The following is a 19,303-nucleotide window of genomic DNA, read 5'->3' on the forward strand; positions in this document are numbered from 1 at the left end:
TGAAGCGGAAGCGTAGAACCGACTGGAAGGCTGATGATGACTGAAGAACAACGCCAGGTCATGACCGGCGCACAGGCCATTGTGAATACCCTTGAAGCCCTGGGGGTTACCGACGTTTTCGGTATGCCCGGTGGTGCGATCCTGCCCACCTACGATCCTTTGATGAGCTCCTCGCTCCGCCACATCCTCGTGCGTCACGAACAGGGTGCAGGCCATGCGGCGCAAGGATACGCCCTGGCCAGCGGTAAGGTTGGCGTTGCGATCGTGACCTCTGGTCCGGGCGCGACGAATACCCTGACCGCAATCGCAGACGCGAATATCGATTCGGTCCCGATCGTTGTGATCTCCGGCCAGGTCGGCGCGTCGCTGATCGGAACTGATGCATTTCAGGAAGCTGACATTGTTGGGGCATCGATGCCCTTGGCCAAGCACTCGTTCTTGGTGACGGACCCGCGTGACATTCCCGCTCGCCTCACCGAGGCCTTCCACATCGCCAAGACTGGCCGACCGGGCCCCGTCCTCGTGGATATCACCCGATCCGCACAGGTCGAAGAATTCGAATACATCTGGCCCGTGCCCATGGATCTCCCCGGCTATCAGCCCGCTTTCGAGCCCATTCCGCGTCAGATCGAGCGCGCAGCAGAGGAAATCGCGCGAGCCCAGGCTCCGGTGCTCTACGTCGGTGGCGGCCTGCTCCGCGCCCATGCGGAAGAAGAACTACGCACACTGGTGGAATTGTCCGACGCAGCAGTCGTCACAACGCTTCCCGCGCGCGGAGCTTTCCCCGACTCTGACCCGCACAACCTCAAGATGCCGGGAATGCACGGTACGGTTCCCGCGGTTGGCGCGCTGCAGCGTGCGGACTTGATTGTGGCTTTGGGGGCGCGCTTTGATGACCGCGTGACCGGGCAGCTGGACTCCTTTGCGCCTCGCGCACGCATTGTGCACGTCGATATTGATCTGGCAGAGATGTCGAAGAACCGCTACGCAGACGTGGCCGTGGTTGCGGATTTGAAGCCCGCCTTGGCTGCTCTCAATGCTGCTCTTCCCGAGGCCTACGAACGCTTGGGGCGCCCGGACCTTTCGGGATGGTGGCGTTACCTTAACCGTCTGCGTGAGAAATATCCGCTTGGCTGGAGCGAGCCGACCGACGGTCTCATGGCTCCCCAAGAGGTGATCTCGAAGCTTTCTGAGATTGCCGGTCCTGATGCGATTTACGTGACCGGCGTGGGCCAGCACCAGATGTGGGCGGCTCAGTTCCTTCAGCTGGAAAAGCCTTCCCACTTCATTTCGTCGTGTGGTCTGGGAACCATGGGATACTGCATCCCCGCAGCGATGGGCGCTCAGGTTGGTGCCCCCGAATCGGTCGTCTGGGCGATCGATGGTGATGGTTCCTTCCAGATGACGAACCAGGAACTGGCAACCTGCTCGATCAACCGCATCCCGATCAAGGTCGCGCTGATCAACAACTCCGTGTTGGGAATGGTCCGTCAGTGGCAGACGCTGTTCTATTGTGAGCACTACTCGAACACGACCCTGAACCCGCAAGATGGTGAGCAGATTCCGAACTTCGAGATGCTTGCTCAGGCCTATGGAATGGCCGCGCGGACCGTGCGCCATGCAGAGGAAATTGACGAGGCCATTGAATGGGCCATGTCAATTAACGATCGTCCAGTTTTGTTGGACTTTAGGGTTTCTAAAGATGCTATGGTGTGGCCGATGGTTGCAGCCGGCGTCCCCAATGACGATATCCGCTACGCGCGAGATATCGCCCCCGACTGGGAGGTGGAAGACTGATGAGGCATACGCTTTCTGTTCTGGTGGAAAACAAGCCCGGTGTTTTGACTCGAGTGTCCGGCTTGTTCGCACGCCGCTCGTTCAACATTAAGTCCCTCGCAGTGGGGGAGACTGAACAACCCGGCATCTCACGTATGACGATCATCGTCGAGGCCGATTCTGCTCCCATCGCGCAGGTGAAGCGCCAACTCAATAAGCTCATCAATGTGCTCAAGATTGTTGAGCTCCACCCCGAGGAATCCGTCGAACGTCGTCTGCTCATGATGAAGGTTCACGCTGATGAATCTCGTCGCACGGGCGTCTTGCAGGTCGTGGATTTGTTCCGCGCGCATGTTGTCGACGTTCAACCTGAGTCGGTCGTCATTGAGTCGATCGGTTCACTACCCAAGCTGGAGGCGCTGCTGCGGGCCATGGAGCCCTACGGCGTCATCGAACTCGTTCAATCGGGCGCCGTGGCGATCGGTCGCGGTGACCACTCGATTACGGATCAACTAAAGGAGAATTAACAATGGCAGAGATCATCTACGACGACGGCGCAGACCTGTCGCTGATCCAGTCCAAGAAGGTGGCCGTTATTGGTTACGGCTCGCAGGGGCATGCGCATGCACTGAACCTGAAGGATTCCGGCGTTGAGGTGGTCGTTGGCCTGCGTCCCGGTTCCTCTTCGTGGGCCAAGGCCGAGGCCGCTGGCCTCGAGGTGAAGGATGTTCCCGAGGCTGTGGCTGAGGGCGACGTCGTCTCCATCCTCCTGCCCGACCAGGTGCAGCGCTTCGTTTACGCCGAGCAGATTGCCCCCAACCTGAAGGAAGGCGCGGCCCTGCTCTTCGCGCACGGCTTCAATATCCGCTACGGCTACATCGAGGTCCCCACCGGTCACGATGTCATCATGGTTGCCCCCAAGGGCCCCGGCCACAAGGTCCGCGAGACCTACACCCAGGGCAAGGGCACCCCGGATGTCGTCGCCGTTGAGGTTGACGCTTCCGGTCAGGCTTGGGACCTGGTTCTGTCCTACGCAAAGGCAATCGGTGGCACCCGTGCAGGCGTCATCAAGACCACCTTCACTGAAGAGACCGAAACCGACCTCTTCGGCGAGCAGGCTGTTCTGTGTGGCGGCGTTTCTCACCTGATCCAGGCTGGCTTTGAGACCCTGGTGAACGCTGGCTACCAGCCCGAGATCGCCTACTTCGAGGTCTGCCACGAGATGAAGCAGATCGTTGACCTGATCAACGAAGGTGGCATCACCAAGCAGCGTTGGTCCTGCTCTGACACCGCTGAGTATGGCGATTACATCTCTGGCCCGCGCGTCATTGGCGAGTCTTCCAAGCAGGCTATGCGCGACATCCTCACCGATATTCAGGACGGTACCTTCGCACGCCGCTTCATCGAGGACCAGGATAATGGTGCTCTTGAGTTCAAGGCACTGCGTGCTGAGGAAGAGTCTCACCCGATCGAGGCCACTGGCCAGAAGCTGCGTAAGGCTTTCGGCTGGACCCAGGCCGATGAGGACTACACCGAAGGTAGCGCAGCTCGCTGAGCTGATGCGATCTCAGGTTCGGCCGGCTTCCTTAGCTGAGCTGACTACTGATTAAGACAGAGGTTTTGATCAAACGGCTACGGGCCGGTGCGTATGCACCGGCCCACAGCGTTTTTTGTTCGCGCGGACCGGTCCGCCCGCCTCTGCCCGTCCTCGGCTTGGCCTCCGTCCGTGCGCATGGTCTGCCCGCCCGGCCTCCTCCCAGCAAAAGACACAGGAAGTCGGTGAATGCCATGCCTTATAGCCTGTGTCTTTTGTCGACTTCATGTGGAGTACGGGGAGAGAGGCCTGGAGGGCCTGCGAGCGGCCTTGGATAGCCTGTGTCATTTCTCGACTTCATGTGCCAAAGCCAGTTACAGATGCGCAGCCTCGCCGCTATTCGCACGCGCGTCAACAAAAGTGATGTGAATACCCTGAAAATGCTCGGGAAATAGCCTGATGTTATTGTTGGGAGATTCTGGTAATTTGTAAGATGACTTACGTGATGGCTGAGACTTGACTCAGGTGTCGTTTTTCAGTCTCACATTCATATCATTCATCCAGAAGGACCAAAGATGACCCTCCGTCGATATGGACGGGCCCTAGCGGCCGTCTCAGGTGCAGCGCTCATGTGCGCCTCGTTCTCCCTGCCGGCACTGGCAACCCCCGAGAGTGACACCCAACCCGGCGACGTTGCCACGGCCTCGGCAAGCGAAACAACCCCAGCGCCGATCGCCGTTACCGCAACGCGTACAGACACCCTCGGAGACAAGGTATATGTGGGGGACACACTCACATTCACCTTCACCTACACGAATGAGACTGACAGTGCTCTGACCGTATTCCCGAAGGAATCAAACCTCGCAGGCGTCCTGACGACCGGCTCGCCGAACTGTCGCTGGCACAACCTCAGTGCGCACACCACCAAGCAGTGCACCAGTGCGACGCACACCGTGACCGAGGCCGACCTGGCTGCCGGCTCCTTCACCCCAACTTCGACGTGGGCGGCGACCCGTGACCGCAATGGCAACGATGTGATTGCCGGTGGAATTTCCGCCAATGCCGAGGCCATCACCGTTCTTCCGGGCTCGCGTGCAGCAGAGCCGGATCCGGTGGAAACTCCCAAGGACTACGCGATCGGCGAAGTTGCGCGACTGGCCTCGCCCGGGCTGGCAGGCTTTAAGTGCCACCGCATCCCCGCGCTGACCACGGCCACCAACGGTTGGATCATTGCCGCGTGGGATGGACGCCCCGAGACCTGTCAGGACGCGCCCCAAGCGAACTCGATCGTCTACCGCATCTCGAAGGATGGCGGGAAGTCGTGGACACCGATCCAAACTGCCCTGGCCGGAACTCCCGGGGCGAATAAGGTCGGCTTCTCAGATCCTTCGTTCGTTGTTGATCGAACCACCGGGACGATTTTCCTGTTCTCTGTAAAGTCATTTGACGCGGGGCTCTTCCAGTCGCAGCTGGGAACTGATCCCAACGCGCGCAACATCCTCCACGCACATGTTGTTGAGTCGCACGACAACGGACAGACCTGGGTGAACCCTCGCACCATCACCGATCAGGTGACGCAGGGGTATGAAGATCAGTGGTTCACGCGCTTTGCCTCTTCAGGTGAAGGCATCCAGCTGCGTTACGGTGCACACGCTGGTCGATTGATTCAGCAGTACGCGGTCGCAAATTCGGGTAGCACCTCGCTCATGGCTGTTTCTGTCTACTCCGATGACCACGGCGCAACGTGGAAGCCGGGCGCTCCCAGTGAAGGTAGCGCGGATGAGAACAAGGTCGTCGAGCTCTCCGACGGGCGCCTGCTGCTCAACTCTCGTACGCAGGGAACCGCGGGTCAGCGCCTCGAGGCGATTTCCTATGATGGCGGCCAGACCTGGGGTCCTTTCCGCCACAACTGGGACCTGACCGATCCGCGCAATAATGCCTCGATCATCCGCGCATACCCGGATGCGCCTCAGGGATCGGCGCGTGCGCGCGTTCTGCTCTTCTCGAATGCAGATTCGTCGAGTGCCCGCGCGAATGGAACGATTCGCGTCTCCTACGACGATGGCTTCACTTGGAACGAGGGCAAGGTTTTCGAAAGCGGAGACATGGCCTACTCGACGCTGCATGCCCTGAATGATGGAACCTGGGGTCTGCTGTATGAGACCGGCGGGTACAAGAACATTGACTTCATGCGCGTTGATGCCGCGTACCTGGGTTTGAAGGACCCGGGCGAGGACGTCGCACCTACTCCGCAGCCGTCGCCATCGGTTGACCCGCAGCCGACGCCCACGCCGGCTCCGACGGCGGACCCGACTCCGGCACCCAGCCCAGACCCCACGGCCTCGGCGGACCCGACTCCGGAGCCTTCCCCGTCCGTCGATCCAACTCCCGCTCCTCAGCCCACCCCTGATCCCGAGCCGACACCGGCCCCCGATCCCACGCCTTCTGCAACCCCCGCACACTGGGTGAACACCGCCGATGGGTGGAAATGGCAGCTCGAGGACGGTAGCTTCGCGGCCTCGCAAAGCGTTGTCATTGGTGATGCGACCTACCGCTTCAACGCCGATGGAATCATGGTCACCGGTTGGGACCAGCAGGATGGAAAGTGGAGCCACTACACCTCCTACGGTGCGCGTACGAATGGTTGGTTCGAAGAAGGCGGTCACTCGTACTACTTCGATCCGAGCACGGGTGTCATGAAGATCTGGTGGGCACAGATTGATGGCCACTGGTACAACTTCGGACTTGACGGCCGCATGGTGACTGGCTGGAAGAACCTCGACGGACACTGGTACCGCTTTGGAACGGATGGCCATATGGCAACGGGTTGGCAGCGCATTGGCCTGTCCTGGTACTACTTCGGCGACGATGGTCAGATGCGTACCGGCTGGCAAAAGATCGATGGCCGCTGGTACTACTTCGCTCGTTCGGGAGCGTGGATCTGAGCTGATCGTCTGATGTGTCGTTGATTAACGAGTCATCTGCTGATTAACGAGGCCGGGGCCGGGGAGTGCGATGATGCTCCCCGGCCCCGGTGTCTGTTGAGGTCGTAGTCGGGGGGGGGGAGAGAGAAAGTCGTTATCGGGGGGAGGGGGGAGGAAGGGGGGGCTAGGCCTCGTCGGTGGAGGACTGATCTTCTTCGATCGTCGCCAGCGCAACCTGGGTGGCGCCTGCTCGCGCGTTCCAGCCGAGGCCCCCGACGGTGAGCGCGCCCATCACAAGGAAAATCAGGCTGGTTGAGGTTGAGCCAGGGGAGTGCATGAAGGCCATCGCGATGACGGTGATTCCTTGCGCGGTGCCCAGGACCCCGCCCATAAAGAGGAGGACCCAGACGGCTTGATGTCCGGCGTTCCACGCGTGGGAGCCGACAGGGATATCTTGCAGATACAGGCCGAGGGGAGGGCGTACGGCTTGGTTGCGGACCAAAAGTCCGGTCACGAAGAGATGGAGGCCGGCAACGACAACGATGAGTGCAGCGCAAACCAGAAGGATAGTGACCAGGGTGTTCATGTGTTTCCTCTCGACTGCTCCAGACTAGCAGGCTCGAGGGGAGTCGAAATTCCCAGAAGACGTGGACATTGTCTGGCAGAATGAGGCCATGGGTTTGTCAAAAAAGCTCCTGAGCAAAGATGAAGTCGTTGTTCGCCACATGCACACGCACATCAAGGTGCTGCTGTGGAGGATTGTGGCGGTTGTACTGCTGCTTGCTGCCGCGATTGCTGGATCGGTGTTTGTGCCCGTGGACTCGCGAAAGTGGGCGCTGCCGGCGATTTGGATCGTCTTTGTGATCGTTGCGATTCCGCTGTTTGTCGTGCCGTGGGCCAAGTGGATGGCCGCGACCTACACGGTGACAACGAAGCGGATCATCACGCGCTCGGGTATTTTCCAGCGCACGGGGCATGACCTTCCGCTCAGCCGTATCTCGGACATTCAGATGGTCAAGGATCTGAATGACCGCCTGTTTGGGTGCGGAACGCTTGCCTTGCAGACCTCGGCCGATGACCCGCTCCTGCTACACGATGTGCCAAATGTGGAGATCGTGCAGGTTGAGATCTCGAACCTGCTCTTTAACGACGTTCAAGGAGCGATCGACGCCGACCCGAATTCGTGAGGGTAGACCGTGGGTGTAGCGGCAGGGCGGTGGACAGGGAGCATCTGCAGGTGCTGTGAGGGGCTCTGATTGTCTATATCCTACGATGAGCGGGTGGTCCGAATTGTGATAGATGGCCTGGTCTCTACGCGCAACTCATAAACGTCGCCCGGTGTTCCATACCGAACTTGGGAACGGATAATGCGGAGTAAACACGCAATGTGACTAAGAGTACGCATCTGCGTTTGACAAGTCTCCTTCCTTGCTTGTTAGCATGAATGCACAACGTAGATCTAGTCGGGTTCGCCCCGCCGGGATCGGGAGGGGAATGAACTGGTCGTTCATCCCCTCCTTTTCATTACTGTTTCCTTCAAAGGTGATGTGCGCATGTCTCATTATGGGCTTGACGAACAAATTGATCATCTTCGTCGTAGTGGCATTTCTTTTGAGGTTATGTCCGAATCTGATGCGCGTCGATTCTTGAATGAGAATACGTACTACTTTAAAATTAAAGCCTATAGACACAATTATCGGCGCGATGAATGCGGCAGGTATTCCTGCGACTTTGCGCATCTCGTTGAACTATCCCGGATTGATATTTCGCTCAGTCGCCTCTGTCTGGACCATTGCCTAGCAATCGAGCATGCGCTGAAGGTGTGGTTAAATGCCCGCCTGATGGACGAAAGGGATCCGGGCATGGCTGAACGAATCGTGCGTGAAGCTGGTGTTAATGAGTGGGAAGACCAAACTGCTGCATCTTCTAATCCTTACATTGAACGCCTCGTTGAACATTGTCAAGCAGACCGTTCACTATGGCACTGGTGGGAGCTAGGAACATTCGCGTCACAAATTCGTCTCTATAAGACCTATTGTAAAATTAAAGGTGAAGACGCTGTTCTTGAACATTTATTATTCATTGTTAGAAAGCTACGAAATGCAGTTTCTCACGGTTGTTGCCTCTTGTCTGACGTGACTATTGTTGTTCCGACGCAATCTATGGGATCGCAAGGCGGCGCACCATATGATATGCAAGTGCTTAGACAGGGGATGTGGCTGTGCGGACGAGATCCTCACTCGAAAGGTGTGAGAAAGAGTTCGCTGGGAAAGAGCTACAGACAACTAATTGTCCACAATTACTCGACGATGCTTTATACCTATCTTCGCTTGGTCAATAGTCATGGAATGTTCAAACACTCCGTCGAGGACGTCCAGAAGCTTAATGAACGCATGGAGAAGAAGCTTGAGGAGTATTTTGGACGCAAAAAGAACATGTCGATGGAGCAGAATCCGAAAGTGTATCGCACCATCAAGACGCTCATCGAAATTGGGCAGGGTTACTGTGCCCGCGTCGAAGAGCGGACATTTGACGGCCTTGTGACTGAATAGCGGTGTGCAGGAGTCCGCAGATCTACACGTCGGCTGATATTGCTGGCGGTCTGTGTCCTCCGGAATCTCGAGGGTCGGCAGGGTCTTTAGCAACTCCTGGGTTCGCATCGAGACCGTCACCAGGTGCTTGATCAGGTCCACGACCGCGTCGGGGCGGCCCTGCTCGCGCAGGAAATCGTTCGGGTTGTTCACGATGCCCGACGCCTTGTCCGTCTTCACGTGGTAGCGGTCGATGATCCACTCGAGCGGGCTACGGCCCGAAATTGAATAGCCCTGCGCCTGTTCCGGAATGCCCGTCAGGGTCACGTAGTCGTTGTACTCCAAGCCCGCGAAGTCCTCGGTGATCGTGCCGTCGCCCTCGTGCAGCTGGAAGGTGTCCGTAAGTGTCATGCCCGGGAACTCGACGTAGCCTTCGTCCACGCCCTGCTCGGCGCGCACCTGGTGGTAGACCTGCTCGATGTTGATCGACGCGATGTAGTAGGAGAGCAGCACGAACTCGTTTGCGAAGATCTCGTTCTTGTATTTTTGCTCCAGGGCCTCGGGCGGGATGACCCCCAGCTGCAGCAGGCGCGCCACGAAGGTGCCCGTCCCTGCGAAGGGCTCGCACAAGCGAGCGGATTGAATACAAGGGGGCGTATCAACGGCAGTTGGCCGAATCCTGGAGATACGGCGAGAACCGCGCGGTTTCGGGGCAAAAGCGCTCGTGGGAGTTGTTGACCGCCAAGAGACTGTGCCGTCCCTCCGATGCTTCAGCGTTGAGCAGTCCGTCGCCAAGGTATCGCCTGCACCAACGAAGCCAGTGCCAACGGGCATTCCGCCAAAGGGTGTTCGTCGCGCCAAATGGTTCCGCGAGGTCACTGTCTCAGCCCTTCGGGCAGTAACAGGTTTAGTTCGTCTCGACTGAACTCTCTCAGTCCTTCCTTCTGGAGTCGATCACGCGCAATGTTAAAGCTCTTGTTATCTGTCCTGGGAATGGATGTATAGATCGATTTGGTTTGTTCTACAAGCCTGTCTCTTTCCTTGCGGACTTCCTCATCACTCATCGAGTTGAAGTCAGTCAAACAAGCCAAGTACTGCCGCTGGAGATACCAAAGTTGATCGGCAGCCTTCTGATGGTTCGCTATTTGCGTTCCCAGTTCGAACCGAAAGCTATACGAGTTAAGCGTAAGGAGCGTGAAAGTGAGTAGTCCCGTAGCTACCGTCGCCCATTGCTGCTGCGTCACAAAGATACCAACGATACCAGCAGTTGAAGCCGCAGAAAGAATGATTTGGAAAGTCTTGATTCTCCACTCCGAGCGCGCAAGCCTCGTACGCTGTTCTTCCTGCGCGGCGTGAGAGTAGACCACATTCCCATACTCGTTCTCGAGCTGGGAATACAGTCTGTTGCGTTCAGGACTTCGGGAATCGGTCATCGAAGATCCTCCTCCAAAACTCTGTTGCTTGGCATGTGTCCGTCGCATCAATCGCAGTCTTGGCAATGTCCGCGTAAAGCGCTAGAAGATCCACCATAGGAGGTGGAGCAAATGCGTCAATTCGTCGACGTGTACCCGGAGCTACAACAACGCCACCACGGGAAAACTCGTTCTTCCAGTATTCGAAGAAGTCTCTGGTGTGCCAGTCGAAATATAGGTATGGCAGGTTGTCAGCCCACAGGCTCTGTTCCCAGTATTCGAACGCCATTGCGTCCAGTGCCTGCCCGCTGAAGTACTGCCCCTTTTTGTTCCACGCTCTAAGCATCCGGCAGAACTTCTTCAGGCCACCTGGGTGATCCTTGCTCAAGCCATTGAACACTTCCAGCTCACGGCGCGGGTTCATTGTTGGCCAAGAGCCGCCGTCATGCGTGTCTGGGTAACGGTACGTGCCGGGCGTTTCCGCCCGAAACACGGGGACTATCTCGAATCGAACTCCATCTGTGAACTCGGCGACGACGACTTGTCCGTCCCCACGCAGCTTGGTTTGGGGATAGGTCGCACTGAGACTTCGTTTCACCTTTTGGAGTAGCTCGGATGGCCCGTTCCCACCAAACAGGGATCGCATCCAAGCGTTGTTGTATTCACCGGGCGGTAGCTCCACGAGAATATCGATATCACTCGTCGAGATCGCTGTACCGCGACCATATGACCCGGCGTACCAGGAGTGATCTGTGTCTGAGGACGTTCCCCAGAAGTCCACATTGATGCGCCGGGTGATGGCATGGTATCGATTGCGCACCGCGCTGACTGTCGCCGGAGTCATGCGGAGATTCGCTTCGAATTGTCGAAACAATCGGTTTTCGTCACCCATCGCCTTCTCGCCTCCTGCCAGTAGTCACTGGTGAGCAGAGTATCTGTGCAACGCCCACCCATACCGCCTCAGGCAGTGCAGTCTGATCTTCGAAACCCGAACTTCGCGTCATCTCAGCTGGTGTGAGGACAATCTCCTTGAAACAACGAAAGCCTCGAAAGTGAACCTTGGTGATCACGACACCAGCTCCCCAAGGCCTCGCGCGAGGGGTAGCGCTCGGTCGAGCTTGGCAGCAATGCGCTCCTGCTCATCCACAGGCGGAACTGGAACTGGCAGCGATAGCGCACTGGTCGAGTTGAGCCCCTCTTTTGTCCCACCATTCTGGCGCTGCATAATCTGCCGAAATCCAAAATCTGAGGTGATAACAGTTTGAATGTATCGTGCTAATCGCGGATCTATCAGGCGGATCGTGAGGATGTGCTGATTGGTTTTGCTCGGCGCAAATCCACTCGGAACAACTGCTGCCCTGCCAATCGAAGCCCCCGTGATATTCAAAAGCAGATCCCCCGGATAGGCAGTGTTTGATCCCAGAGTCTCCACCGTTGCTTGAGATACGAAAGCGACATCCTGGGTTCGAAGGCCATCGTTGTGGATGTTCTGCGAACGTAGGAACATTGTGCCCTCGTGGACGTAGACAGCTTTCCCACCTTTGGGAGTACTACCGGAACCCGAGTATTTGACCAACTGACCGAGTCGAACCCAAGCCCAAGCAGGCGGAACGTCGAAAAGGTCGACTTCTTCGCTCATCAGAGGCAGTGGCTTCTGCTTCTTGATTTTGCCCTCCTTTTCGAGTTGCTGGCGTTCGGTTTTGATGGTTTCGAGGAGTTCTTCTGCGGTGCCGTCTTCGGGGTGTTGCTTGGTGAGTTTGCCGCTGATGGCGGCTTGGAGGATCGCGCGTTCGATTGCTTTGGCGAACTCGCGGTCTAGATACTCTCTCTCTCTCTCTCAAGTTCAGCAAGTTGGTCAATGAGCGGCAGCACCTCATCAAGCTTCGCGACGATCCGCTCTTGTTCCATTGGTGGTGGCAGTGGAATCGGAAGGTTAGCGATGCTCTCTGAATTGAGCGTATTACCTTTGATGGCAGCCTTGGAATCACCCAATTGCGAAAGGAGAGGGAGCGCATGTGACAGGTACCTGCTAAACGAATCTCCTGCTGACGCGGCGGGAAATATCGACACGATCGCTTCATTATGAACCGCATCTCGCCCAAGGAAACTACAGCGTCCAATGGTAAGTTTGAAGCTCATGATAAGAGTACCAGCAGGAGAGAGTTGGCCACCATAACACTCGGCAATGGCGACAGCGCTAACACCTTGTTTAGTTGACGTGATAGATCCACCCTGCGTCATATCTGAAATTGCAACCCATGGAATTTCTGAGGGTGACCAGTACTTAGGTTCCGCCTTTTTAGGGGTCTTCCCAATTCGAAACTGACTGACGTCCTGAAAGCGCACCCATTTCCAGCTAGCCGGAAGCACGAACGGCTGGGTATCCTCCGTCACGGGGTGAAGATCCTTCTGCTTCTGAAGTTTCTTTGCTTTGGCCAAAACAGCCCGTTCCGCAGCGATTTGTTCGAGGAGGTCTTTAGCGGTGCCATCCTCTGGGCGTTGGTCAGTCAGTTTGCCACTGATGGCTGCGTGGAGGATGGCAGCGCGGAGGCGGTCGGCGATCATTCGGTCACCGCCAGGAGTGCTTCGATTTGGGCGATCTTGGCGTCGATTTGCGCGTCGAGTTCGGCTCGTTTGGTCTTGTAATCAGCGATTGTTTCTTCTGGGCTGAGCACGACGGTTGTTTGTTGCGGGAAGCCGCAGAGATCAAGGTTGTAACCGCCCTCGATAAGTTGATCGGCGGTGAACCGCTGGGCTTTGGGGTTGCCGTCAGCGTCTTCGATCTCTCGGCGATCCATCCACCACTCAGCGGCGTCGGCCAGGTGTTCCCTCAGCATTGGTCTGGTCTTGGAGAACGCTTTGTAGTCTTCGGGGAGGTCTACTCGGTAGTACCAGGTTTCTTTGGTTGCGCCGGTGTTATCGAAGAACAGCAGGTTGGTAGCAATGGAGGTGTAGGGCGAGAACACAGAGCCCGGCAGGCGGATGATGGTGTGGAGGTTGAACTCCTTGAGGAGCCGTTCCTTCAGTGCGACTTTTGCGCCGTCGTTGCCGAAGAGGAACCCGTCGGGCAGTACGACCCCGGCTCTGCCGTGTCGTTTGAGCCGGTAGGTGATGAGCGCGATGAAGAGGTCTGCGGTTTCAGAGGAACGGAAGGCTTGCGGGAAGTTCGCTTTGACCGATTCTTGCTCGGTGCCGCCGTAGGGCGGGTTCATGGTGACGACGTCGAACTTCTCGCTGTCTTTGAAGTCGCGCACGTTGCGTTCGAGTGAGTTGCCGTGAATGAACTGGGGCTGGTCGACGTCGTGTAACAGTAGGTTGGTCACGCCAAGTAGGTACGGCATTGGCTTCTTCTCAATGCCGTAAACGCTGGAGCGATATGCCTCGCGGTCTTCGACGCTTTCGACCTGTTCGTCGAGGTGTTTGAGCGTTGAGGTGAGGAACCCGGCTGTTCCAGCTGCGAAGTCCGCGACGGTCTCTCCGAGCCTGGGGTTGATCATTTCGATCATGAAGTCGGTGACCGCGCGCGGCGTGTAGTACTCACCTGAGCTGCCCGCGCTTTGGAGTTCTTTCAGCAAGGTCTCGTAGATCTCGCCGAAAGCATGCCGGTCTGTATAGTCCTCGAAGTCAATCTCGTCGATCAGGTTAACGAGTTGACGGATGAGGATGCCGTCCTTCATGTACTGGTTCGAATCCTCGAACACTGCCCGAACCACGGATTGACTGAGCGGCGTCGATGCGGTGATCGGCAGCGATTTGAGGACTGGGAAGAGTTCAGTGTTGAGGAACGTCAGCAGTTCCTCACCGGTCTTGGAGCGTCCGTCTTTTCGGTCGGGTGCCCAAGATCGCCAGCGGAGATGTTTGGGGATGATCGACTGGTAGCCGGGGTTGTGGAACTCCCAGTCGGCTTCTTTCGCGTCGTAGACCTTGAGGAACAACAGCCAGGTGAGTTGGGCGATGCGTTGGGCGTCGCCGTCGACCCCGGCGTCTCCGCGCATGATCTTGCGGGAGGTTGAGATGAACGAGTTCAGGCTCATTAGCTACTTGTGCTCCTTATGCAGCTTCGTAGAGGGCCTCTTCGAGTTCACGAATGGCCTGGAGGTAGGCATCGCGTCCTCCGAAGAGGCGGGCAATCTTCTGCGGTGACCCGTACTGGGTGAATGGGTCAACGCTGAGGATTCTGGTTGTTTCGATTTCAGATATACCGATATCTGCGTACTTATCCAAGAGTGCTTCCAACACTTCGCGGCACGTGTCTGAGTATTTGTGGAGGTAACCGCGCTTCTTGACGTGATCGATACGCTCTTGTTTGGTCAGTGGAGGCTTGTCGAAGGCAACGTGGAGGATCAGGTCGAAATCGTCAACGTCGAAGAACCTACCGTCAGCTTCTTCGCGTATCGCCTCAAGGAAGACGCCACGGCTGCTGAGCTGGCCGATGAGTTCGTCCTTTCGCTCGGCCTGCGACCAAGCGGTAAGGAACGAGTCGAGGCTGGAGTACGTGTTCAGCAATGACCGCTTCGAGAAGTCGCGGATCGATTCGGTCATGAGTTTGCCGGTGACGGGATCGACGTACTGGACGCGCTCGTTGAGCAGTTTGACTTCGACACCGCGAACTCGCACCTTGCCTTGCTTTTCAGGGGCTGGGTCGTCGATCCAAGGCGGATCACAGATGATCACATCATCGGGGCCGAAGGCCTCGATGTCATCTTCAGACCCGGGTTCTTCCACGGTTTCGTCGTCTTCTGGCCATTCGGGTTCGGGGATCTCGCCGTCATCTCCAGGCTCGGGCAAAGGCATGTCTATGCTGCCTGCTGGGTTACCGTCGAAATCCGGGTCGGCGAAGAGTCGGGTCGATCCACGGAAGTCCATGATCGTGAAGAACTCTTTGCCATGCTCAGGATCGAGCCGGGTGCCGCGTCCGACGATCTGTTTGAACTCCGTCATCGACCCAATGTTGGACTCCAAGACGATGAGCTTGATCGTTTTGACGTTGACGCCTGTGGTGAGCAGTTTCGATGTGGTCACCAGTGTCGGGTACTGCTCGTTGACGTCAGCGAAATTATCGAGCTGACCCTTGCCTTCTTTATCATCTCCGGTGATCTTCATGACGTACCGGTAGTCCTCGATGACCCGTTCAAGGTTCTCGTTCGCTAGGGCTTGGCGCATTCGTTCAGCATGCTCAATATCGACGCAGAAGACGATGGTCTTCGAATCAGTGCCGTACTTCTCCAGCCAGGACGTCACGTACTTGGCGACCATCTGGGTGCGCTCATCAATGATGAGGTTACGGTCGTAATCCTTGACATTGTACTCGCGATCCTCAACTTCGTTGCCATCAACGTCGACTTGCCCCTCGAACGGTCGCCAGTTCTCCAAGTCGACGTCCAAGCCAACACGGATCACCTTATACGGAGCGAGGAAGCCATCCTCGATTCCCTGTTTCAAACTGTAGGTGTAGACAGGCTCACCAAAGTAGTCGATGTTCGACACTTCCTTGGTTTCTTTCGGTGTTGCCGTCATACCAATGTGGATGGCGCTAGAGAAATAGTCGAGGACACGTCGCCACAGCGATTCTTCGCGTGCTGATCCACGGTGACACTCGTCAATGATGACGAGGTCAAAGAACTCTGGTTTGAACTGCCGGAATGGTTCTTCACCCTCCTCACCAGCGAGCTGTTGATACAGGCTCATGTAAACCTCGTAAGAGGAATCCAAGTGCTTGCCTTTGACCTTGGTGATGCGGCCAGAGAGCGGCTCGAAGTCGCCGGTGATGGTCTGATCGATCAGCACGTTGCGGTCGGCAAGGTACAGTACCCGTTTCACTGTTCCAGCTTTGAGGAGCCGCCAAATAATCTGAAAGGCCGTGAATGTCTTGCCGGTGCCGGTGGCCATCACCAGGAGTAGACGGCGGTCGCCGTGTGCGATTGCTTCCAGCGTTCGGTCTACCGCTACCTGCTGGTAATAGCGAGCTTCTTGCGGTTTGAACGGGTCAACATGATATGGCTCAGCAATCAGTGCCGCACCCTGAGCGTCAAGTCCTTTGCCAACCAGATAGCGTTGCCACAACTCATCCTCGGTAGGGAACTCATCCAAGCCGATCTCTCGCTCAGCGCCGGTGAAGAAGTCGTGCTCGATGAAGCCCTTGCCGTTTGACGAGTAGGCGAACGGGGCGTCAAGCTTCGCGGCATAACCTAGTGCCTGCTGCAGACCTGCACGAACAGTGTGCTCCATGTCCTTGGCTTCAACAACCGCAAGCGGCTTACGCGACTTCGAACCAAGCAGCACGTAATCCGCTTTGCTGATCTCGCCCCGTTTGGTCTTGGTACCTTGAACGATGACCTGGCCAGGAGCGATGACAAGCTCCATACGAAGTTGCTCTTTAGGCCAACGAGCCCTCTCTGTGATCGCAGGTGTAATGAACCTGAGTTTGACGTCCTCTTCAGTGAGCTTTGGCATCGTTATCTCCCTTCACAGATTCGATGACTTCGAAGATCTCCGCGATGTCGGTCAGTCCGTAGTCCAGTGCTTCGGCGATCTTGACGAGAACGGCGGTGGTGACGTTCTCGTTCCGTCCGAGCTTGGTAACGGTTCCAGTGCTGATGCCAGCTTTTTGCTGGAGTTCGCGCTTCAGCCAGCCTTTGTCGACGAGCTTCTTCCACAACGGGTTGTAGCTAATTCTTTTCATTGCTCCTCCGCTTCTTGCTCGTCTGTTTTCCTGTTCCATTGCCAACCGTAAAGGGCTTTGCCGTCAGGATGTGCTGGGCCAGTATCTCCACCGCGGAGACATTATCCACCGACGGATTCAAGGTCTGGCGCAGCGCAGCCACGAACTCCTGGAAGGCGTCCTGGCGCTCGGGGTCTTCCAGCAACTGTTCAATTAAGCGGATGTAACGTCCAGCGATCGTTGCGATGTCCTTAGACCAATCATCCCGATACAGGGACGAGCCCACCTTCTTCACGATCCTTCCGAACACCGACTCTTTCCAATCTGAGGGCAGTAGGGTGAGCTGTCCTTGGATTTCTTGGGTGAGCGGATCCGTTCCGGATTCTATAGACCCGGCCTCGTCCCCATCGGACGCAGTGCCGCTGAGCGGATCGTCCTGCTTCTTCGCCTTCTCGAGGGACACCTGCTCGACGATGATGTTCTCGGGGCCCTGCCCGTTGAGCTCCATCGAATTGATCGCTGCGTCAAGGGGTTCATCGTACGCACGCAGAGCCTTGAGAACCTGCCACACGACCTGGAAACGCTTGTTGTTGTCGAGCGCGCGCTCCGGCGCCATACCCGCCGGTGCGGCTACAGGAAGAATGATGTAGCCAAAGTCCTTACCCTCCGCGCGGCACATCACACGGCCCACCGCCTGGATGACGTCCACCTGCGACTTGCGGGGGGCCAAGAACAATACTGCATCCAGAGTGGGAACGTCCATGCCTCGAAGAGTGTGCCCTTCTCTCGCTCGCTTGTCGCGCGCGCACGGTACTCGTTCAGGAGCATATCCGGTGCGCTGGCTGAAGAAGATGGGGGAGTGGAAGGCTCAGTGACCGCCGATGCAGAAGGGGTAGAGCTGTCGTTGGGCGTTGGGGCGCCATCAACGTCAAATGCGAGCTGGTCTGCATTGGGATCACTGTGCATGGAGATGCCCTTCTGTGTGCGGATAGGTGCCGGGTGAACATCGCTGATCACTGGCTGCATTCTTGGGGATTTCCCCGAAGGCGTGCTGCGTATTCCCAGATTAATGCATCTGAATGACGCAGATGTAATTTTTGCGTGTTGTTTTTCGTCTATTTGGCGTTGGTATTGCGTGGATTTGTACAGGTGTCAATCGCTGTTGTCCGCCGGCTCAATCCAGCTGGTCATACTTCACGCTGCTCCCGCGAGACTTTTCAACTGGATACTTCTGGGCGGTGACGGCAAGCTTTTCCAACACGATCTGGTCGGGTTCAAGTCCGACCTTCATCGCGAGGAAGTAACAGTAGGTGAGGACATCGGCGAGCTCTTCCTTGATCGCTTGGGGATCCCCATTAGGCGACCACTGGAAGCACTCTAAGAGTTCCGCGGCCTCGATCGAAATAGATTTCGCCAAGTTTTCGGGAGTGTGGAACTGGTCCCAATCGCGCTCCTCAGAGAATGCGCGTAATTTCTGTGCAACCGCATCGTTAAGCATGCTTTCACTTTACTGCGAAGCACTCACATCCGGGGCGCGTGTATGAGCCTTCTACCCAATGGCTAGTTGGTATCTTTTCCTTCGCGGATTTCTGAATGCGTCCTCGCCATAAAAATCGATTTGCCTGTCACCCCACCAGGCAAGAAACTCCTCGGCGGTTTCGCCGTTGTGCTTGTCGTCGAATGCGGAGTCAAATGAGGCGATGATTCCTTCGGTTGCTTCAGCCAGAGCTGCGCAAACCAAACCGTAACCTGTTGAAGCAACGGGAGGGCCACCAAAGTTTCGCTCATCGGTCCAGTAGTGGTCTTGTGCCAGAATTTTTGCCAGTCGAGTTGGAGGAACAATGTCTTCGAATTCTTCAACGATGTACCACAAGCCAAGGTGTTCCGGTTTTGAGTCGAATGGATAGACCAAGTCTATTTCCCTAATTCGATCGTCATCTTCGACGAAAGGACACCTAGGCCAAGAAGCCGAATCCCAGATCCCGTCAATCAAGTAATCGAAAGTGAGATACAAATCCGGTGTCCACACCGTGTCTTTTTCAACGTACTTAATTGGTATATCTGCCCGAGAAGGATAGAGAGCTTTAACCTCTATTGTTGAACCGATACCATGACGGTTCAACAATGTTTGAAATAACTCTTGTGTGCGCCCACGAATCTCCTCAACAAGAGGCAGAGCATCTACTGTCGGATAAACATGAATGGTTGTCGACATGGGGTTATGCTACTCACCCCCGCCTTCAATTTGTGCCTGTTTGTCACACATGCGGAACGTGCATTTTAGATCCAGTTTCCATCCGACCCTGATCCATGCCAGTCGTAGCCTCGGAAGCGTCGCCCTTCACCATCGCAACGCTCGCTTGGGGGTTCCCACAACAGCGCGTAACGAACAGGAACAGGCTGAGGTGCCACACCGATCGCAGAGCTAATTCGTCTGCGCAGCTCATTCCAATCGTTGAAATCCA

Annotated in this window: 17 protein-coding genes and 2 pseudogenes; 6 read left to right on the forward strand and 13 right to left on the reverse strand. The window is 56.6% G+C overall.

The window, feature by feature from the left end; all coding sequences use genetic code 11:
- Positions 1–33: 33 nt before the first annotated feature.
- The 4 genes from RW023_RS07095 (at position 34) to RW023_RS07110 (ending at position 6,255) form a co-directional block, all read left to right on the forward strand.
- Positions 34–1,797 (forward strand): acetolactate synthase large subunit, encoded by a 1,764-nt coding sequence (locus RW023_RS07095; protein ID WP_315580530.1) that lies wholly within the window; start codon positions 34–36, stop codon positions 1,795–1,797.
- Entirely contained in the window at positions 1,797–2,303 is a 507-nt protein-coding gene (ilvN, locus tag RW023_RS07100) for an acetolactate synthase small subunit (RefSeq protein ID WP_315580531.1), read from the forward strand. Before RW023_RS07095 ends, ilvN begins: the two co-directional genes overlap by 1 nt.
- A 2-nt stretch (positions 2,304–2,305) precedes the next feature.
- Positions 2,306–3,331 carry a ketol-acid reductoisomerase gene (gene ilvC / locus RW023_RS07105; protein WP_315580532.1) on the forward strand — a complete coding sequence of 342 codons (1,026 nt, stop codon included), beginning with the start codon at positions 2,306–2,308 and terminating at the stop codon, positions 3,329–3,331.
- A gap of 554 nt (positions 3,332–3,885) precedes the next feature.
- On the forward strand, positions 3,886–6,255 hold the full coding sequence (locus tag RW023_RS07110; protein WP_315580533.1) for an exo-alpha-sialidase: 2,370 nt from the start codon (positions 3,886–3,888) through the stop codon (positions 6,253–6,255).
- A 163-nt stretch (positions 6,256–6,418) separates the two neighbouring features.
- Here the strand turns inward: RW023_RS07110 and RW023_RS07115 are convergent, their stop codons facing one another.
- The gene (locus RW023_RS07115; RefSeq protein WP_315580534.1) at positions 6,419–6,820 is read right to left on the reverse strand and encodes a hypothetical protein; all 402 of its coding nucleotides are present in this window, start codon (positions 6,818–6,820) and stop codon (positions 6,419–6,421) included.
- 88 nt (positions 6,821–6,908) lie between these two features.
- Between RW023_RS07115 and RW023_RS07120 the strand changes: the two genes are divergently transcribed.
- Both RW023_RS07120 and RW023_RS08405 read left to right on the forward strand, forming a co-directional pair.
- Positions 6,909–7,421 (forward strand): PH domain-containing protein, encoded by a 513-nt coding sequence (locus RW023_RS07120; RefSeq protein ID WP_315580535.1) that lies wholly within the window; start codon positions 6,909–6,911, stop codon positions 7,419–7,421.
- Positions 7,422–7,853: 432 nt separating this feature from the next.
- Positions 7,854–8,348: pseudogene (locus tag RW023_RS08405) on the forward strand (Abi family protein); the annotation flags it as partial.
- 171 nt (positions 8,349–8,519) lie between these two features.
- On the opposite strand, the gene RW023_RS07125 reads toward RW023_RS08405, so the two are convergent.
- The 12 genes and pseudogenes from RW023_RS07125 to RW023_RS07180 all read right to left on the reverse strand — a co-directional run.
- A complete protein-coding gene (locus tag RW023_RS07125) occupies positions 8,520–9,362 on the reverse strand; it encodes a type ISP restriction/modification enzyme (protein WP_315580536.1) in 843 nt (280 codons plus the stop codon).
- Between the two features lie 278 nt (positions 9,363–9,640).
- Positions 9,641–10,198, reverse strand: coding sequence for an SLATT domain-containing protein (locus RW023_RS07130; protein ID WP_315580537.1), 558 nt, complete (start codon positions 10,196–10,198; stop codon positions 9,641–9,643).
- Entirely contained in the window at positions 10,176–11,069 is an 894-nt protein-coding gene (locus RW023_RS07135; RefSeq protein WP_315580538.1) for an SMODS domain-containing nucleotidyltransferase, read from the reverse strand. Before RW023_RS07135 ends, RW023_RS07130 begins: the two co-directional genes overlap by 23 nt.
- Positions 11,070–11,243: 174 nt before the next feature.
- The gene (locus RW023_RS07140; protein WP_315580539.1) at positions 11,244–11,816 is read right to left on the reverse strand and encodes a restriction endonuclease subunit S; all 573 of its coding nucleotides are present in this window, start codon (positions 11,814–11,816) and stop codon (positions 11,244–11,246) included.
- Positions 11,817–11,992: 176 nt separating this feature from the next.
- A complete protein-coding gene (locus tag RW023_RS07145) occupies positions 11,993–12,742 on the reverse strand; it encodes a restriction endonuclease subunit S (protein ID WP_315580540.1) in 750 nt (249 codons plus the stop codon).
- Positions 12,739–14,211, reverse strand: a complete 1,473-nt coding sequence (locus tag RW023_RS07150) for a class I SAM-dependent DNA methyltransferase (protein WP_315580541.1) — start codon at positions 14,209–14,211, stop codon at positions 12,739–12,741. Before RW023_RS07150 ends, RW023_RS07145 begins: the two co-directional genes overlap by 4 nt.
- Positions 14,212–14,227: 16 nt before the next feature.
- The gene (gene hsdR / locus RW023_RS07155; RefSeq protein ID WP_315580542.1) at positions 14,228–16,630 is read right to left on the reverse strand and encodes an EcoAI/FtnUII family type I restriction enzme subunit R; all 2,403 of its coding nucleotides are present in this window, start codon (positions 16,628–16,630) and stop codon (positions 14,228–14,230) included.
- A complete protein-coding gene (locus RW023_RS07160) occupies positions 16,614–16,859 on the reverse strand; it encodes a helix-turn-helix transcriptional regulator (protein ID WP_315580543.1) in 246 nt (81 codons plus the stop codon). The genes hsdR and RW023_RS07160 overlap by 17 nt, the downstream gene beginning before the upstream one ends.
- Complete coding sequence (locus RW023_RS07165; protein ID WP_315580544.1) at positions 16,846–17,601, reverse strand: hypothetical protein; 756 nt, start codon at positions 17,599–17,601, stop codon at positions 16,846–16,848. The genes RW023_RS07160 and RW023_RS07165 overlap by 14 nt, the downstream gene beginning before the upstream one ends.
- A gap of 411 nt (positions 17,602–18,012) precedes the next feature.
- The gene (locus RW023_RS07170; RefSeq protein WP_315580545.1) at positions 18,013–18,336 is read right to left on the reverse strand and encodes a nucleotide pyrophosphohydrolase; all 324 of its coding nucleotides are present in this window, start codon (positions 18,334–18,336) and stop codon (positions 18,013–18,015) included.
- A 51-nt stretch (positions 18,337–18,387) separates the two neighbouring features.
- Positions 18,388–19,053, reverse strand: coding sequence for a hypothetical protein (locus RW023_RS07175; RefSeq protein ID WP_315580546.1), 666 nt, complete (start codon positions 19,051–19,053; stop codon positions 18,388–18,390).
- Positions 19,054–19,118: 65 nt separating this feature from the next.
- A pseudogene (locus tag RW023_RS07180) lies at positions 19,119–19,303 on the reverse strand (hypothetical protein); the annotation flags it as partial.

This window comes from uncultured Actinomyces sp. (assembly GCF_963542285.1).
In the GTDB taxonomy this organism is placed as follows: domain Bacteria; phylum Actinomycetota; class Actinomycetes; order Actinomycetales; family Actinomycetaceae; genus Pauljensenia.

Coding starts and splice junctions, on each gene's coding strand:
- RW023_RS07115 (WP_315580534.1), bottom strand. CDS start 6,820: ATGAACACCCTGGTCACTATCCTTCTGGTTTGCGCTGCACTCATCGTT.
- RW023_RS07110 (WP_315580533.1), top strand. CDS start 3,886: ATGACCCTCCGTCGATATGGACGGGCCCTAGCGGCCGTCTCAGGTGCA.
- RW023_RS07135 (WP_315580538.1), bottom strand. CDS start 11,069: ATGGGTGACGAAAACCGATTGTTTCGACAATTCGAAGCGAATCTCCGC.
- RW023_RS07160 (WP_315580543.1), bottom strand. CDS start 16,859: ATGAAAAGAATTAGCTACAACCCGTTGTGGAAGAAGCTCGTCGACAAA.
- RW023_RS07120 (WP_315580535.1), top strand. CDS start 6,909: ATGGGTTTGTCAAAAAAGCTCCTGAGCAAAGATGAAGTCGTTGTTCGC.
- RW023_RS07150 (WP_315580541.1), bottom strand. CDS start 14,211: ATGAGCCTGAACTCGTTCATCTCAACCTCCCGCAAGATCATGCGCGGA.
- RW023_RS07145 (WP_315580540.1), bottom strand. CDS start 12,742: ATGATCGCCGACCGCCTCCGCGCTGCCATCCTCCACGCAGCCATCAGT.
- ilvC (WP_315580532.1), top strand. CDS start 2,306: ATGGCAGAGATCATCTACGACGACGGCGCAGACCTGTCGCTGATCCAG.
- RW023_RS07165 (WP_315580544.1), bottom strand. CDS start 17,601: ATGGACGTTCCCACTCTGGATGCAGTATTGTTCTTGGCCCCCCGCAAG.
- RW023_RS07095 (WP_315580530.1), top strand. CDS start 34: ATGATGACTGAAGAACAACGCCAGGTCATGACCGGCGCACAGGCCATT.
- RW023_RS07130 (WP_315580537.1), bottom strand. CDS start 10,198: ATGACCGATTCCCGAAGTCCTGAACGCAACAGACTGTATTCCCAGCTC.
- ilvN (WP_315580531.1), top strand. CDS start 1,797: ATGAGGCATACGCTTTCTGTTCTGGTGGAAAACAAGCCCGGTGTTTTG.
- hsdR (WP_315580542.1), bottom strand. CDS start 16,630: ATGCCAAAGCTCACTGAAGAGGACGTCAAACTCAGGTTCATTACACCT.
- RW023_RS07175 (WP_315580546.1), bottom strand. CDS start 19,053: ATGTCGACAACCATTCATGTTTATCCGACAGTAGATGCTCTGCCTCTT.
- RW023_RS07170 (WP_315580545.1), bottom strand. CDS start 18,336: ATGCTTAACGATGCGGTTGCACAGAAATTACGCGCATTCTCTGAGGAG.
- RW023_RS07140 (WP_315580539.1), bottom strand. CDS start 11,816: ATGAGCGAAGAAGTCGACCTTTTCGACGTTCCGCCTGCTTGGGCTTGG.